Here is a 15447-nt window from a genome sequence, read left to right as displayed (position 1 = left end):
TTTTGCCAGATGGCACATTCAGCCATCTGGCGAAGGTCACATTCCCGAAGGGTGCATACCTTTCGGATACTTCACGCTGTAAGAGAATGGCAGACTCACGTTCTCTTTGCCTGACAGTTTCAGCGTCCAGGTCAGTTCACCCGTTTTTGCATCAAACTGCGCCTGCCCGTACTGCATTTTTTCTACCGTAATATCACTATTAGCACTGACTGGGATCTGGTCGAGCAGAGTAATATCCACCGCTTCGCCGTAGCTGTTCTTCACATTAAGGGTGTAACTGAAGTTACGTATTGCGCTGTCATTAAAGATAGATAACGCATTCTCTTTTTTGAGTGCGGCTTTACGCTGAATAATCAACTTAGGATCGCGGTTAAGCTGAATATCCAGCGACTTGCCATCTTCCGGCGGCTGTAAATAACCCACGCCGGTACGGTTATTGCCAAAGAAGATCTGACTTTCGCCGGGGATTAAATTTAACTGTTCCCACTCTTTAATTTGTACCTGGAGCCAGGCGTCATTACTGATCTTTGGAATAGCAAAGAAGCGATATTTACCGTTGACCGACTCTTCCTTAATGACCACCGTGCGCGCGGTATTATCGCTGTCGATTTGCCACGGTAGCGAAAGTGCATAGCGAACATTTTGCGCGGTAAAACTTTCTGGTTGCGGTGAAACGGGCGCTGCCGATGCCGCATACATGCGCCCGGCTCGTTGCTCCCTTGTTTTTTGCATCTCTGCCCCCAGGGCTTTCTGCAATTCTGAGACATCCTGGTCAGACGAATTTTCCGAACGCTGTTTCATCACAGGTGATTCTGAAAGCGAGCCGTTTACACCTCCATACTCCGGAACATCCACATACTGGGGTTCCAGTTGCGGCAAGGTGAGGTGAGTATCAGGTTCATTGGTCGAGAGCACGAGATTAACGTTTTTCCATGTAAGCCCGGTGTACTGGCGAATATTAGCCTTGTAAACCAGACGCAGCGGCTGGTTTATGGCCGTGGCGTGAATATCATAGAGCGGCGTCCATGTAGCATCAGGAGTCATATAACGCACCACCGCTTTCGCAGTGACGGCTTTTGGGACATATACCTTAGCGATGATAACCTGCGGATCATTGGCTGCTTCTGAATCGCCGTTACTCATGCTCTCGCGTTGCTCCAGCTTTTCAATTTCCAGCTGGTTATCAGCAAGTTTCTGCGTCAGTTCATTGTCAACACGTAATAGCTCACCATTTTTCTCTTTCACCATCTGCAGATACTTGCCAACTTCGGCGGCACTTTTATTTGTTAATGTGCTATTTGCCTCTAATACCTTAATTTGAGCCGCGATATTGTCTTTCTCGGCGGTCAGTTTTGCCTGTTCCTGTCTGGCAGCTTTTAACTGTTGCTGAATATCTGACGGCAGCGTATTCGGTTGTGTTCCCTGTAACTCAATACGTGAGGAAAGCACAGTCACTCCGTTATCGATAGAGATGGCGATGCTGTCGTCGGTTACCGAATTGGCGATATTAGTGAAGATAATTTCGCTTTCTCCGGCTGGTAAATTAAGTGTCTCTTCACCTTGCAGGCTGGCACCATGCAGATAAACCGTGACGTCTTTCAGCGTTAACGGTTGGGTTAATTGCGCACCCCAAACGGAAGAAACGCAACCGACAAACAGCATAGCGAGAGGAAGTGGTCTTAGAATCAACATGGTTATCCTTAACAAGCATTGAAACGCGCGCTGGCGTTGACCGAAAGAGTCTATTGCGCTTTGTCAGGAGAGAGGCGGCGAAAAGTAGTGAATATATTCTGAAAAAGTTGTGACAAGAGATGCCTGGCGCAGAACGCCAGGCGGAAGATTTAAGGTGCCGGATAAGTATAAACCTGATGCACTGCTTCAATTTCTGACAACACGTCTTCGCTTAACTCCAGATGCAAACTTTCGACGTTAGTTTTCAGCTGTTCCATCGTTGTTGCGCCCAGCAGAGTGCTGGCAACAAACGGTTGACGACGCACAAAGGCCAGCGCCATCTGAGCAGGATCCAGACCATGACGTTTGGCGATATCAACATACGCCGCGACGGCTTTTTGCGTTTGCTCACCGCTGTAGCGAGTGAAGCGGCTAAAGAGTGTATTGCGCGCGCCAGCCGGTTTTGCGCCGTTGAGATATTTCCCGCTCAACGTGCCAAATCCCAGACACGAATAAGCCAGTAACTCGACGCCTTCATATTGGCTGACTTCCGCCAGACCCACTTCAAAGCTGCGATTTAACAAGCTGTAGGGGTTTTGAATGGTGACGATACGCGGCAGGTCGTGTTTATCCGCGAGATGTAAATAGCGCATTACGCCAAATGCGGTTTCATTCGACACGCCGATATAACGAATTTTCCCCGCGCGTTGGTACTCTGCCAGTGCGTCCAGCGTATCCAGCAGAGAGACCGCGGGTGCGGAATCAGTCCAGCTATAACCGAGCTTGCCAAAGCAATTGGTCGGGCGCTGTGGCCAGTGCACCTGATAGAGATCGAGATAATCAGTCTGCAGACGCTTGAGGCTGTCATGCAGAGCTTCGCGGATATTCTTCCTGTCCAGCGCCTGATCCGGGCGGATCCCCTTGTCATTATTACGCGACGGTCCGCTCACTTTGGAGGCGATAATTAACTTTTCGCGGTTGCCATGTTTTGCCAGCCAGTTACCGACATAGGTCTCGGTTAACCCCTGAGTTTCGGGGCGTGGCGGTACCGGGTACATCTCGGCAACGTCGATAAGGTTAATGCCCTGAGCAACGGCATAGTCGAGTTGTGCATGGGCGTCGGCTTCGCTGTTCTGTTCACCAAACGTCATCGTGCCAAGCCCCAGCGTGCTGACTTCCAGCGAGCTGTGGGGTATACGGTGATATTGCATAGCCGTTTCCTTTTTATAATCACGACATAAGGAATATAAAAATGGCAGAGGGAAGGGAAAAGGGAAAGAGAAAAATCTTAAGGCCAGCCGGATGCTGACCTTATTTTTTAACGTTCAATAATTTGCGAAACATCATCACGGTTTATTTGCATCGCGTTACCTTGCTGATCGTGATAACTCACCAGCCCGGTGTCATCATCAATTTCCGGTTTTCCATCTGTCAAAATCATACGGCCATCTTTGGTCGCCATGACGTAATCACTGGAACAGCCGGAAACGGCAAATGCCAGTCCGACTGCAGAAATTAATACTGCCCATTTTTTCATCCGGTCATCCTCACCTATTTTGCCCATTAATGATAATAGACTGTTTATAATCTGACGTTATACATCATGAAAGCAGGAAAATCTTAAACTGTGAGGAGGAGAGCTGGCCGAACGCTCTCCCGCAGGAGAGCGAACGGAATATCAGAGCGGATTCTTTTTGTTGCGAATCAGGTTGAGGCTTTCAACCGCAATAGAGAAGAACATCGCGAAGTAGATGTAACCTTTCGGTACGTGGATATCGAAACTTTCCAGAATCAGGGTAAAGCCCACCAGAATCAGGAAAGAGAGCGCCAGCATTTTTACCGAAGGGTGGCGTTCGACAAAATCACCAATCGAGCGCGCGGCGAACATCATCACGCCTACGGCAATTACCACTGCTGCCATCATTATGAATAAGTGATCTGACAGGCCCACAGCGGTAATCACCGAGTCGAGGCTGAAAATAATATCCAGCAGCATAATCTGCACGATAGCGCCGAGGAATGATGAAACGCGAGTTTTCAACCCTTCTTCTTCGCCTTCAATGGATTCGTGGATTTCCTTGCTGGCTTTCCAGATAAGGAACAGACCGCCGAGTAACAAAATTAAATCGCGAGCGGAAATTTCCTGACTGAATATTGTAAAAAGCGGATTCGTCAGACGTGTGACCCAGGCAATAGACGCCAGCAGCGCCAGACGCATGACCATCGCCGCTGCCAAACCCAGACGCCGCGCGTGGCCACGTTGTGCTGTAGGTAGTTTTGCCACCACCAGCGAGAGGAAAATAATATTATCGATCCCAAGAACGATCTCCAGCAGCGTCAGCGTACCGAGCGCAAGCCAGGCGTTAGGATCGGTTACCCATGCAAATAACATCAAACAAAGCCCTGCCAAAAAAATGAAGCGGTAATTATATGCCCGGAATGCGGCAGGTCAAAGCGATGGGTGCTGGATCAAAAAATGACGAGCCAATAGCGCACTGGTGAAATTCTTCTTTAAATAAAAGCCGCGTGGCAGTGTCAGAATCGGTTCACCCTGGGCGCCAATGGCTTCGGTGAGCGCTTTCGCATTCGCCGCTTTAGGTCTTATCTGTAAATATTCCCCGTGACGAGCGGTAATTCTTTCAACCTGACCAAGAACAATCATATCCATCAATTCTTCCCAGTCTTCGCGTAACTGCCGTTCCTCTTCGTCATTTGGACTCCACAGTAATGGTGACCCTACGCGCCGCTGCGCCAGAGGAATACTGCGCTCGCCTTCTACAGGTATCCACAGCACGCGTTTTAACTTGTGACGTACATGGCTGGTTTCCCAGGTGACGCCGCTATTGCCGGTTAAAGGCGCCACGCAAACGAAAGTGGTTTCCAGAGGACGGCCAAGGCTATCCACAGGAATCGTTTTTAGCTCTACGCCCAGGGCCGCAAAATCTTGTTCAGGTTTACTGCCCGCGCTGGCGCCAAGCCAAATTTCCAGCAACACGCCTATCCAGCCTTTATCGCGCTTTAAATTCTCCGGTGCAACCAGCCCGGCAAGTGCCGCCAGCTCACCCAATGTGTAACCGGAAAGTTGCTGTGCTTGCGCAAATAACTGCGCTTCAGTTTCTGGTGGAGAGAGCAATGGGCGAGGCTGGAGCATGGTGTTATACCTTGATTAAAAATTGAGCAGTAATTTTATACCGGATATACCAAGTGTAACTTTTTCCACGCGTGTTATTCAATTGCATGATTTATATTGCTTTTTAGGTTTCAGATAACCACGTTGCGCAACGTATGTGGAGGTTTTCCAAATCTGGTCACTGAAAATAAACAGGATCTTACACCATGTTATCCACAGAAAGCTGGGATAACTGTGAAAAACCCTCACTACTGTTTCCATTTACAGCCTTGACGTGCGACGAAACTCCAATTTTTAGTGATGCGGTGCTTAACTTATTGGCACATTCTGTGGATAAATACGACATTGGTTGATCTTTCACCACCTCGTATACAGTGAGTGTGATACAGGTCACGATTTTACCTGTTTGGTAGCGATTTAAGCACCTAGTTCATTGATTAGTAACTATTATTTTGTAATGCCTGAATCAGGGTTGTTCAGAATGCTCTGGGTTTTCCCGCAGTAATTCCGTACTTCTTCACAACTCTATCCACAGAAAAGGTGAATAAAAACGGTGATGTTCCCCCTCTGCTGTTTATAACTCTGCACTTAACTGTGAGTTATTCAATTGTTATTAGTGTGTAATGCCTTGCAGAGAGTGGTTTACCGCCTTCCAGGAGTATGAAACAATCATTCGCATATAAAGTTTTATTTTGAGGTAGTCCGGTGATTGATGACGATGGCTACCGCCCAAACGTAGGTATCGTGATTTGTAATCGTCAGGGGCAAGTAATGTGGGCCCGTCGATTTGGTCAGCACTCCTGGCAATTTCCGCAAGGCGGAATTAACCCCGGAGAATCCGCAGAACAGGCGATGTACCGTGAATTGTTTGAAGAAGTAGGATTAAGCCGAAAAGACGTTCGAATCCTTGCTTCAACGCGTAACTGGTTGCGCTACAAATTACCAAAACGTTTGGTGCGTTGGGACACGAAGCCGGTGTGTATCGGCCAAAAACAAAAATGGTTTCTCTTGCAGCTGGTGAGCGGCGATGCGGAAATCAATATGCAAACCAGCAGTACACCAGAGTTTGACGGCTGGCGTTGGGTAAGTTACTGGTATCCGGTCAGACAGGTGGTGTCATTTAAACGTGATGTCTACCGCAGGGTAATGAAAGAGTTTGCGAGTGTTGTGATGGCGCTACAGGACAATACGCCTAAACCACAAAACGCATCTACTTATCGACGTAAAAGAGGTTAAGTCACGCCAATTATGCTCACTCGCCTGCGCGAAATAGTCGAAAAGGTAGCCAGTGCTCCCCGCCTTAACGAGGCGTTGAATATTCTGGTTACCGACATCTGTCTTGCGATGGATACCGAAGTCTGTTCGGTCTACCTGGCCGATCACGACCGACGTTGTTACTACCTGATGGCGACTCGGGGGCTGAAAAAACCGCGAGGTCGCACCGTAACGCTCGCGTTTGATGAAGGGATCGTCGGCCTGGTTGGCAGGCTGGCGGAACCGATAAACCTTGCGGATGCGCAAAAACACCCCAGCTTCAAATATGTCCCCTCCGTAAAAGAAGAGCGTTTCCGTGCTTTCTTAGGCGTTCCGATTATTCAGCGTCGCCAATTGCTTGGCGTGCTGGTGGTGCAGCAACGAGAGCTACGCCAGTACGATGAAAGCGAAGAATCCTTTCTGGTGACGCTCGCTACCCAGATGGCGGCCATTCTTTCCCAGTCGCAGTTGACTGCCTTATTCGGACAATATCGCCAGACGCGAATCCGCGCATTACCGGCTGCACCCGGCGTGGCGATTGCCGAAGGTTGGCAGGATGCCACTTTACCCTTAATGGAACAGGTGTATCAGGCATCAACGCTGGATCCAGCGCTGGAACGTGAGCGCCTGACCGGAGCGCTGGAAGAGGCAGCTAACGAATTTCGTCGTTACAGCAAACGCTTTGCTGCCGGGGCGCAGAAAGAAACTGCGGCCATTTTCGATCTTTACTCGCACCTGCTTTCCGACACCCGTTTGCGTCGCGAACTGTTTGCCGAGGTGGATAAAGGCTCGGTCGCAGAGTGGGCTGTGAAAACGGTCATTGAAAAATTTGCTGAACAGTTTGCCGCGCTAAGTGATAACTATCTCAAAGAGCGCGCTGGCGATTTACGCGCGCTGGGCCAGCGGTTGCTGTTTCACCTTGATGATGCAAATCAGGGGCCGAACGCCTGGCCGGAACGTTTCATTCTGGTGGCAGATGAATTGTCGGCGACGACCCTTGCGGAGTTGCCCCAGGATCGCTTAGTCGGCGTCGTCGTACGCGATGGTGCGGCCAACTCCCATGCGGCGATTATGGTGCGCGCGCTGGGTATTCCTACCGTGATGGGGGCGGACATTCAACCTTCAGTGCTGCATCATCGGACGCTGATTGTTGATGGTTATCGCGGGGAATTACTGGTCGACCCGGAACCGGTGTTGCTACAAGAATACCAACGGCTAATTAGCGAAGAAAATGAGCTAAGCCGGCTGGCGGAAGATGACGTCAATTTACCCGCACAGTTAAAAAGCGGTGAGCGCATTAAAGTCATGCTTAATGCGGGTTTAAGCCCGGAACATGAAGAAAAACTGGGCAGTCGCATTGATGGTATCGGCCTTTATCGCACTGAAATTCCTTTCATGTTGCAAAGCGGTTTCCCGTCGGAAGAAGAGCAGGTGGCGCAATATCAGGGTATGTTGCAAATGTTCAATGATAAGCCTGTCACGCTGCGCACGCTGGATGTTGGTGCTGATAAGCAACTTCCTTACATGCCTATCAGCGAAGAGAATCCATGTCTGGGTTGGCGTGGGATCCGCATTACGCTCGATCAGCCGGAGATCTTTTTGATCCAGGTGCGGGCGATGCTGCGTGCTAATGCAGCAACGGGCAACCTGAACATCTTATTGCCGATGGTCACAAGCCTCGATGAAGTTGACGAAGCACGCCGCCTGATTGAACGTGCCGGACGTGAAGTCGAGGAGATGATCGGCTATGCGATCCCGAAACCGCGCATCGGTATCATGCTGGAAGTGCCATCGATGGTGTTTATGTTGCCTCACCTGGTAAACCGGGTCGATTTTATCTCTGTTGGCACCAACGATCTGACTCAATACATTCTGGCTGTTGATCGTAACAACACGCGAGTTGCGAACATTTATGACAGCCTGCATCCTGCGATGTTACGTGCGCTGGCAATGATCGCCCGGGAAGCGGAAACGCAAGGGATAGATCTCCGTTTGTGTGGCGAAATGGCGGGAGATCCTATGTGCGTAGCAATCCTCATTGGGCTTGGGTATCGCCATCTGTCTATGAACGGGCGTTCTGTCGCGCGCGTAAAATATTTGCTGCGGCGCATTGATTTTGCCGAAGCGGAAAACCTTGCGCAGCGCAGCCTGGAAGCACAACTGGCGACTGAAGTTCGTCATCAGGTTGCGGCATTTATGGAGCGTCGCGGCATGGGCGGGCTGATTCGCGGGGGGCTATAGCGCGGATCGTATACATATCTTTTAACGGTATCCGGCAACCAGCCTGGTCCCCTTGTGCTATTATTCGCACCTTTGGAGCGCCTGGAACCTGCGGCGCGCATTTCAATCGCTGTTCTCTTTCAGCGAAATAACAAGAACTTGTGGTGACAGATGACCAGTAGCTATCTGCATTTTCCGGAATTCGATCCGGTCATTTTCTCAATAGGACCCGTTGCGCTTCACTGGTACGGCCTGATGTATTTGGTAGGTTTCATTTTTGCGATGTGGCTGGCAACACGTCGGGCGAACCGTCCGGGGAGCGGCTGGACCAAAAATGAAGTTGAAAACTTACTCTATGCGGGTTTCCTTGGCGTTTTCCTTGGCGGACGTATTGGGTATGTTCTGTTCTACAATTTCCCGCAGTTTATGGCCGATCCGCTGTATCTGTTCCGTGTCTGGGACGGCGGCATGTCCTTCCACGGCGGCCTGATTGGCGTGATTGTGGTGATGATTATCTTCGCCCGCCGCACCAAACGTTCCTTCTTCCAGGTCTCTGATTTTATCGCACCGCTTATTCCGTTTGGTCTTGGCGCCGGGCGTCTGGGCAACTTTATTAACGGTGAATTGTGGGGCCGCGTTGACCCGAACTTCCCGTTTGCCATGCTGTTCCCGGGTTCCCGTACCGAAGATATTCTGTTGCTGCAAAACAATCCGCAGTGGCAGTCCATTTTTGATACTTACGGCGTGCTGCCTCGCCACCCGTCACAGTTGTACGAACTGCTGCTGGAAGGTGTGGTGCTGTTTATTATCCTCAACTTGTATATTCGTAAACCGCGCCCGATGGGGGCCGTGTCTGGCTTGTTCCTGATTGGCTACGGCGCGTTTCGCATCATTGTTGAGTTTTTCCGCCAGCCCGACGCGCAGTTTACCGGTGCCTGGGTGCAGTACATCAGCATGGGGCAAATTCTTTCCATCCCGATGATCGTCGCGGGTGTGATCATGATGGTCTGGGCATATCGTCGCAGCCCACAGCAACACGTTTCCTGAGGAACCATGAAACAGTATTTAGAACTGATGCAAAAAGTGCTCGACGAAGGCACACAGAAAAACGACCGTACCGGAACCGGAACGCTTTCCATTTTTGGTCATCAGATGCGTTTTAACCTGCAGGATGGATTCCCGCTGGTGACAACCAAACGTTGCCACCTGCGTTCCATCATCCACGAACTACTGTGGTTCCTGCAGGGCGACACCAACATTGCTTATCTGCACGAAAACAATGTCACCATCTGGGACGAATGGGCTGATGAAAACGGTGACCTCGGCCCGGTATATGGCAAACAGTGGCGCGCCTGGCCAACGCCGGATGGACGTCATATTGACCAGATAACCACAGTGCTGAACCAGTTGAAAAACGACCCGGATTCCCGCCGCATTATTGTTTCGGCGTGGAACGTGGGGGAACTGGATAAAATGGCACTGGCTCCATGCCATGCGTTCTTCCAGTTCTATGTCGCAGACGGCAAACTCTCTTGCCAGCTTTATCAACGCTCCTGCGACGTCTTCCTGGGGCTGCCGTTTAACATTGCCAGCTATGCGTTACTGGTGCATATGATGGCGCAGCAGTGCGATCTTGAAGTGGGTGATTTTGTCTGGACCGGTGGCGACACGCACCTGTACAGCAACCATATGGATCAAACCCATCTGCAATTAAGCCGCGAACCGCGTCCGCTGCCGAAGTTGATTATCAAACGTAAACCCGAATCCATCTTCGACTACCGTTTCGAAGACTTTGAGATTGAAGGCTACGATCCGCATCCGGGCATTAAAGCGCCGGTGGCTATCTAATTACGAAACATCCTGCCAGAGCCGACGCCAGTGTGCGTCGGTTTTTTTTATCCTCCGTTAAATTCTTCGAGACGCCTTCCCGAAATTTTGCAACGCCCTGCAACAGGGTAAATAGTCCGGAAGACGGGCCGAAGAAATAGAAACTGGCACTCGTCTTTTTTTCTCCGCGCCGCATACTGCCGGCATGAAAAAACAACGTGGTTATACGCTGATTGAAACACTGGTCGCGATGCTGATTTTGGTCATGCTAAGTGCAAGTGGACTCTATGGCTGGCAGTACTGGCAGCAGTCGCAACGGTTATGGCAAACCGCCAGCCAGGCGCGAGACTATTTGCTCTATTTACGTGAGGATGCCAACTGGCATAACCGCGACCACAGTATCAGTGTCATCAGGGAGGGAACGTCATGGTGTCTTGCGAGTGCCGCCGCTGGGGCGAATACCTGTCATGGCAGTTCACCACTGGTCTTTGTGCCTCGCTGGCCCGAAGTCGAAATGAGCGACCTGACACCTTCGCTCACTTTCTTTGGCCTACGCAATACTGCATGGGCCGGACATATTCGCTTCAAAAATTCAGCGGGCGAGTGGTGGTTGGTCGTTTCGCCATGGGGAAGGCTCCGGCTTTGTCAGCAAGGAGAAACAGAAGGATGCTTATAAAAGAGCAAGGTTTTTCTCTACTGGAAGTGCTGATTGCTATGGCAATCAGCAGCGTACTGCTGCTGGGAGCTGCGCGATTTCTGCCCGCATTACAGCGTGAAAGTTTGATTACTACTCGCAAGCTGGCGCTGGAAGATGAAATCTGGCTGCGGGTATTTACAGTCGCGAAGCATCTCCAGAGAGCAGGTTATTGTCATGGAACCTGTCCCGGTGAAGGTCTGAAAATTGTTGGGCAGGGTGACTGCATCATTGTGCAGTGGGATGCGAACAGTAACGGTATCTGGGAGCATGAGCCGGGAAAAGAATCCGACCAGATTGGATTTCGGCTAAAAGACAATGTCCTGGAAACGCTACGCGGCACGACATCCTGTGAAGGTAAGGGCTGGGATAAATTGACCAATCCAGATGCCGTCGTTATCGACACTTTTCAGGTTACCCGACAGGATAACAGCGGTTTCCCGCCGGTGCTGACGGTTAATATGCACGCTGCCAGCAAGGCTGATCCACAAACCGTGGTACTTGCCAGCTATAGCGTGACAGGATTCAACCTGTGAACCGCGAAAAGGGTGTTTCATCGCTGGCACTGGTCCTGATGCTGCTGGTTTTGGGCAGCTTGTTGTTACAAGGAATGAGCCAGCAGGATCGCAGTTTTGCCTCTCGCGTGACTATGGAAAGCCAGTCATTACGCCGTCAGGCCATTGTGCAGTCGGCGCTTGAGTGGGGGAAAATGCATACCTGGCAGGTACAGCAAGCTGTTCAGTGTTCGCAATATGCCGCAACGGGTGCTCGAGCTTGCCTGCGAAGATTTGCGGATAATAAAACCTTGCTAATAGCCGGTTATGAAGGCGTTTCATTATGGCGAATGGGGGAAGTCATCGATGGGAATATTGTATTTTCGCCACATGGCTGGAGTGATTTTTGTCCGCTGAAAGAGGAGGCGTTATGTCAGCTTCCCTGAAGAATCAGCAAGGTTTTAGCCTGCCAGAGGTGATGTTGGCGATGGTACTGATGGTGATGATTGTCACTGCGTTATCTGGTTACCAGCGAACATTAAGCACCAGTCTTGCCAGCAGAAACCAGTACCAGCAGCTCTGGCGGCACGCCTGGCAGCAAGCACAACTGCGCGCGATTTCGCCACCTGCAAACTGGCAGGTCAACCGAATGCAGACATCGCAGGCGGGATGTGTCAGCATCAGCGTTACGCTATTTTCACCCGGGGGCAGAGAAGGCGAGATGACCCGCCTGCATTGCCCGAATCGTCAGTAGTCAGGAGCCGCTATGTTAAGGGTCTACCATTCCAATCGTCTGGACGTACTGGAAGCGTTGATGGAGTTTATTGTCGAACGCGAACGGCTGGACGATCCTTTCGAGCCAGAAATGATTCTGGTGCAAAGTACCGGTATGGCACAGTGGCTGCAAATGACCCTGTCGCAGAAGTTCGGCATTGCGGCAAACATTGATTTTCCGCTGCCTGCGAGCTTTATCTGGGATATGTTTGTCCGTGTATTACCGGAGATCCCCAAAGAGAGCGCCTTTAACAAGCGGAGTATGAGCTGGAAACTGATGACTCTGCTGCCACAACTGCTGGATCGCGAAGATTTTACACTATTGCGTCATTACCTGACTGACGATAGCGACAAGCGAAAACTGTTTCAGCTTTCCTCAAAAGCGGCGGACCTGTTTGACCAATATCTGGTCTATCGCCCGGACTGGCTGGCGCAGTGGGAAGCCGGGCATCTGGTTGAAGGGCTGGGAGAAGCGCAGGCCTGGCAAGCGCCGTTGTGGAAGGTGCTGGTGGAATATACCCATGAACTCGGGCAACCGCGCTGGCACCGTGCCAATCTCTATCAACGCTTTATCGAAACACTGGAGTCTGCGACGACCTGCCCACTCGGCTTACCTTCGCGCGTCTTTATATGCGGTATTTCCGCGTTACCGCCTGTTTATCTCCAGGCGCTACAGGCGCTGGGTAAACATATTGAAATCCATCTCCTGTTTACCAACCCTTGCCGTTATTACTGGGGCGATATTAAAGATCCTGCTTATCTGGCGAAACTGCTGACCCGCCAGCGTCGACACAGTTTTGAAGATCGCGAATTGCCGCTATTTCGCGATAGCGAAAATGCCGGACAGCTCTTTAACAGCGACGGTGAACAGGATGTCGGCAACCCGCTACTGGCCTCCTGGGGTAAGTTGGGGCGCGACTACATCTATCTCCTTTCTGACCTGGAGAGCAGCCAGGAGCTGGACGCTTTTGTCGATGTTACGCCAGATAACCTGCTGCATAACATACAGTCCGACATTCTGGAACTGGAAAACCACGCCGTTGCTGGTGTGAACATCGAAGAGTTTTCCCGTAGCGATAACAAACGCCCGCTTGACCCGCAGGATAGCAGTATCACCTTCCACGTTTGCCATAGCCCGCAGCGTGAAGTTGAAGTTTTGCACGATCGCTTACTGGCGATGCTGGAGGAAGATCCGACACTTACTCCGCGAGATATCATCGTGATGGTGGCCGACATCGACAGCTACAGTCCGTTTATTCAGGCCGTGTTTGGCAGTGCGCCAGCGGATCGGTATCTGCCATATGCCATTTCCGACCGTCGGGCGCGGCAGTCGCATCCGGTACTGGACGCGTTTATCAGCCTGTTATCGTTGCCGGACAGCCGCTTTATGTCGGAGGATGTGCTGGCATTACTGGATGTGCCGGTGCTGGCGGCGCGGTTTGACATTACCGAAGAAGGGCTGCGTTACTTGCGCCAGTGGGTCAACGAATCCGGCATTCGTTGGGGCATAGATGACGATAACGTTCGTGAGCTGGAACTCCCCGCCACCGGACAACACACCTGGCGATTTGGCCTGACGCGCATGTTGCTGGGCTACGCGATGGAAAGTGCTCAGGGGGAATGGCAATCGGTTCTACCTTACGATGAATCGAGCGGCCTGATTGCAGAGCTGGTAGGACACCTGGCGTCACTGCTAATGCAGCTAAACATCTGGCGTCGCGGGCTGGCGCAGGAGCGCCCGCTTGAGGAGTGGCTGCCGGTTTGCCGCGATATGCTCAATGCCTTCTTCCTGCCGGATGCGGAAACCGAAGCGGCGATGACGCTTATTGAGCAACAATGGCAGGCGATTATCGCTGAAGGTTTAGGTGCGCAGTATGGCGACGCAGTGCCGCTATCGTTATTGCGTGATGAACTGGCACAACGCCTGGATCAGGAACGTATCAGCCAGCGTTTTCTCGCGGGGCCAGTTAACATTTGTACTCTGATGCCGATGCGTTCAATTCCGTTCAAAGTGGTTTGCCTGCTGGGAATGAACGACGGCGTTTACCCGCGCCAGCTTGCACCATTAGGTTTTGACCTGATGAGTCAGAAACCGAAGCGCGGTGACCGTAGCCGTCGCGATGATGACCGCTATCTGTTCCTGGAAGCGTTAATATCCGCGCAGCAAAAACTCTATATCAGCTATATCGGCCGCTCTATTCAGGATAACAGCGAACGATTCCCGTCAGTTCTGGTGCAGGAACTGATCGACTACATCGGGCAAAGCCATTATCTACCGGGCGATGAAGCGCTTAACTGTGATGAAAGCGAGGCAAGGGTAAAAGCGCATCTTACTTGCCACCATACCCGGATGCCGTTTGACCCGCAAAACTACCAGCCCGGTAACTTACAAAGCTATGCGCGCGAGTGGCTACCCGCGGCCAGCCAGGCAGGTAAGGCACATTCTGAATTTGTTCAGCCGCTACCGTTTACCTTGCCGGAAACCGTGCCGTTGGAAACGCTACAACGATTCTGGGCGCATCCGGTGCGGGCGTTTTTCCAGATGCGTTTGCAGGTGAACTTCCGTACCGAAGACAGCGAAATTCCCGACACCGAACCTTTTATTCTTGAAGGGCTTAGTCGTTATCAAATCAACCAGCAGTTATTAAATGCACTGGTTGAGCAGGATGATGCCGAACGCTTGTTCCGCCGATTTCGGGCGGCAGGTGATTTGCCGTATGGTGCCTTTGGTGAAATTTTCTGGGAAACACAGTGCCAGGAGATGCAGCAGCTTGCAGACAGAGTCATTGCCTGCCGTCAGCCGGGCCAGAGCATGGAAATCGATCTCGCCTGTAACGGCGTGCAAATAACGGGCTGGTTGCCGCAGGTCCAGTCGGATGGCCTGTTGCGCTGGCGTCCCTCTTTATTAAGTGTGGCGCAGGGAATGCAACTTTGGCTGGAACACCTTGTCTACTGTGCCAGCGGTGGTAATGGTGAAAGTCGCCTTTTTCTGCGTAAAGATGGCGAGTGGCGTTTTCCGCCGCTTGCTGCCGAACAGGCTTTGCATTACCTCTCAAAGCTGATTGAAGGGTATCGTGAAGGTATGTCCGCGCCATTGCTGGTATTACCTGAAAGCGGCGGTGCATGGCTAAAAACCTGTTATGACGCAGAAAACGATGCCATGCTGGACGACGAATCTACGTTGCAAAAAGCTCGTTCGAAATTCCTTCAGGCTTACGAAGGCAACATGATGGTGCGTGGCGAAGGTGATGATATCTGGTATCAACGGCTATGGCGGCAATTAACGCCAGAGACAATGGAAGCCATCGTTGAACAGTCGCAACGTTTCCTGTTACCGCTGTTTCGCTTTAATCAGCCATGAGTGTTGTATAAAAATTGCGCAA

Annotated in this window: 15 protein-coding genes; 10 read left to right on the top strand and 5 right to left on the bottom strand. The window is 51.3% G+C overall.

Annotation, left to right across the window (positions count from 1 at the left end; genetic code table 11):
- Positions 1-36: 36 nt before the first annotated feature.
- The 5 genes from FEK42_RS12390 to mutH all read right to left on the bottom strand — a co-directional run bounded on the left by FEK42_RS12390 (position 37) and on the right by mutH (position 4822).
- Positions 37-1692, bottom strand: a complete 1656-nt coding sequence (locus FEK42_RS12390; protein ID WP_131162002.1) for a DUF4139 domain-containing protein — start codon at positions 1690-1692, stop codon at positions 37-39.
- Positions 1693-1841: 149 nt separating this feature from the next.
- The gene (locus FEK42_RS12385) at positions 1842-2882 is read right to left on the bottom strand and encodes an NADP(H)-dependent aldo-keto reductase (RefSeq protein WP_130207742.1); all 1041 of its coding nucleotides are present in this window, start codon (positions 2880-2882) and stop codon (positions 1842-1844) included.
- Between the two features lie 107 nt (positions 2883-2989).
- Positions 2990-3208 carry a lipoprotein YgdR gene (gene ygdR, locus FEK42_RS12380; RefSeq protein ID WP_000758660.1) on the bottom strand — a complete coding sequence of 73 codons (219 nt, stop codon included), beginning with the start codon at positions 3206-3208 and terminating at the stop codon, positions 2990-2992.
- Between the two features lie 141 nt (positions 3209-3349).
- Positions 3350-4063: a TerC family protein gene (locus FEK42_RS12375; RefSeq protein ID WP_064529833.1), complete on the bottom strand. Its 714-nt coding sequence runs from the start codon at positions 4061-4063 to the stop codon at positions 3350-3352.
- Positions 4064-4120: 57 nt separating this feature from the next.
- The gene (mutH, locus tag FEK42_RS12370) at positions 4121-4822 is read right to left on the bottom strand and encodes a DNA mismatch repair endonuclease MutH (protein ID WP_130207740.1); all 702 of its coding nucleotides are present in this window, start codon (positions 4820-4822) and stop codon (positions 4121-4123) included.
- Between the two features lie 185 nt (positions 4823-5007).
- Between mutH and FEK42_RS23195 the strand changes: the two genes are divergently transcribed.
- The 10 genes from FEK42_RS23195 (at position 5008) to recC (ending at position 15425) form a co-directional block, all read left to right on the top strand.
- Complete coding sequence (locus FEK42_RS23195) at positions 5008-5154, top strand: hypothetical protein (RefSeq protein WP_276319965.1); 147 nt, start codon at positions 5008-5010, stop codon at positions 5152-5154.
- A 352-nt stretch (positions 5155-5506) separates the two neighbouring features.
- Positions 5507-6037 carry an RNA pyrophosphohydrolase gene (gene rppH / locus FEK42_RS12360; protein WP_130207736.1) on the top strand — a complete coding sequence of 177 codons (531 nt, stop codon included), beginning with the start codon at positions 5507-5509 and terminating at the stop codon, positions 6035-6037.
- Positions 6038-6049: 12 nt separating this feature from the next.
- Positions 6050-8296 carry a phosphoenolpyruvate--protein phosphotransferase gene (ptsP, locus tag FEK42_RS12355; protein ID WP_130207734.1) on the top strand — a complete coding sequence of 749 codons (2247 nt, stop codon included), beginning with the start codon at positions 6050-6052 and terminating at the stop codon, positions 8294-8296.
- A gap of 150 nt (positions 8297-8446) precedes the next feature.
- Complete coding sequence (lgt, locus tag FEK42_RS12350; RefSeq protein ID WP_032239304.1) at positions 8447-9322, top strand: prolipoprotein diacylglyceryl transferase; 876 nt, start codon at positions 8447-8449, stop codon at positions 9320-9322.
- 6 nt (positions 9323-9328) lie between these two features.
- Positions 9329-10123 (top strand): thymidylate synthase, encoded by a 795-nt coding sequence (gene thyA, locus FEK42_RS12345; RefSeq protein WP_000816232.1) that lies wholly within the window; start codon positions 9329-9331, stop codon positions 10121-10123.
- 184 nt (positions 10124-10307) lie between these two features.
- Complete coding sequence (locus tag FEK42_RS12340; RefSeq protein WP_130207732.1) at positions 10308-10778, top strand: prepilin peptidase-dependent protein; 471 nt, start codon at positions 10308-10310, stop codon at positions 10776-10778.
- Positions 10769-11332, top strand: a complete 564-nt coding sequence (locus FEK42_RS12335; protein ID WP_135492950.1) for a prepilin peptidase-dependent protein — start codon at positions 10769-10771, stop codon at positions 11330-11332. The genes FEK42_RS12340 and FEK42_RS12335 overlap by 10 nt, the downstream gene beginning before the upstream one ends.
- The gene (locus tag FEK42_RS12330) at positions 11329-11736 is read left to right on the top strand and encodes a DUF2509 family protein (RefSeq protein ID WP_135492949.1); all 408 of its coding nucleotides are present in this window, start codon (positions 11329-11331) and stop codon (positions 11734-11736) included. The genes FEK42_RS12335 and FEK42_RS12330 overlap by 4 nt, the downstream gene beginning before the upstream one ends.
- Positions 11721-12044 (top strand): prepilin-type N-terminal cleavage/methylation domain-containing protein, encoded by a 324-nt coding sequence (locus FEK42_RS12325; protein WP_130207726.1) that lies wholly within the window; start codon positions 11721-11723, stop codon positions 12042-12044. The genes FEK42_RS12330 and FEK42_RS12325 overlap by 16 nt, the downstream gene beginning before the upstream one ends.
- A gap of 12 nt (positions 12045-12056) precedes the next feature.
- Positions 12057-15425, top strand: coding sequence for an exodeoxyribonuclease V subunit gamma (gene recC, locus FEK42_RS12320; protein WP_135492948.1), 3369 nt, complete (start codon positions 12057-12059; stop codon positions 15423-15425).
- Positions 15426-15447 lie beyond the last annotated feature (22 nt).

The sequence above is a fragment of the Escherichia sp. E2748 genome (assembly GCF_005781125.1).
Classification (GTDB): Bacteria; Pseudomonadota; Gammaproteobacteria; order Enterobacterales; family Enterobacteriaceae; genus Escherichia.
The sequence above is the reverse complement of the archived record's forward strand: the minus strand, read 5'-3'. Positions and strand labels throughout refer to the sequence as shown.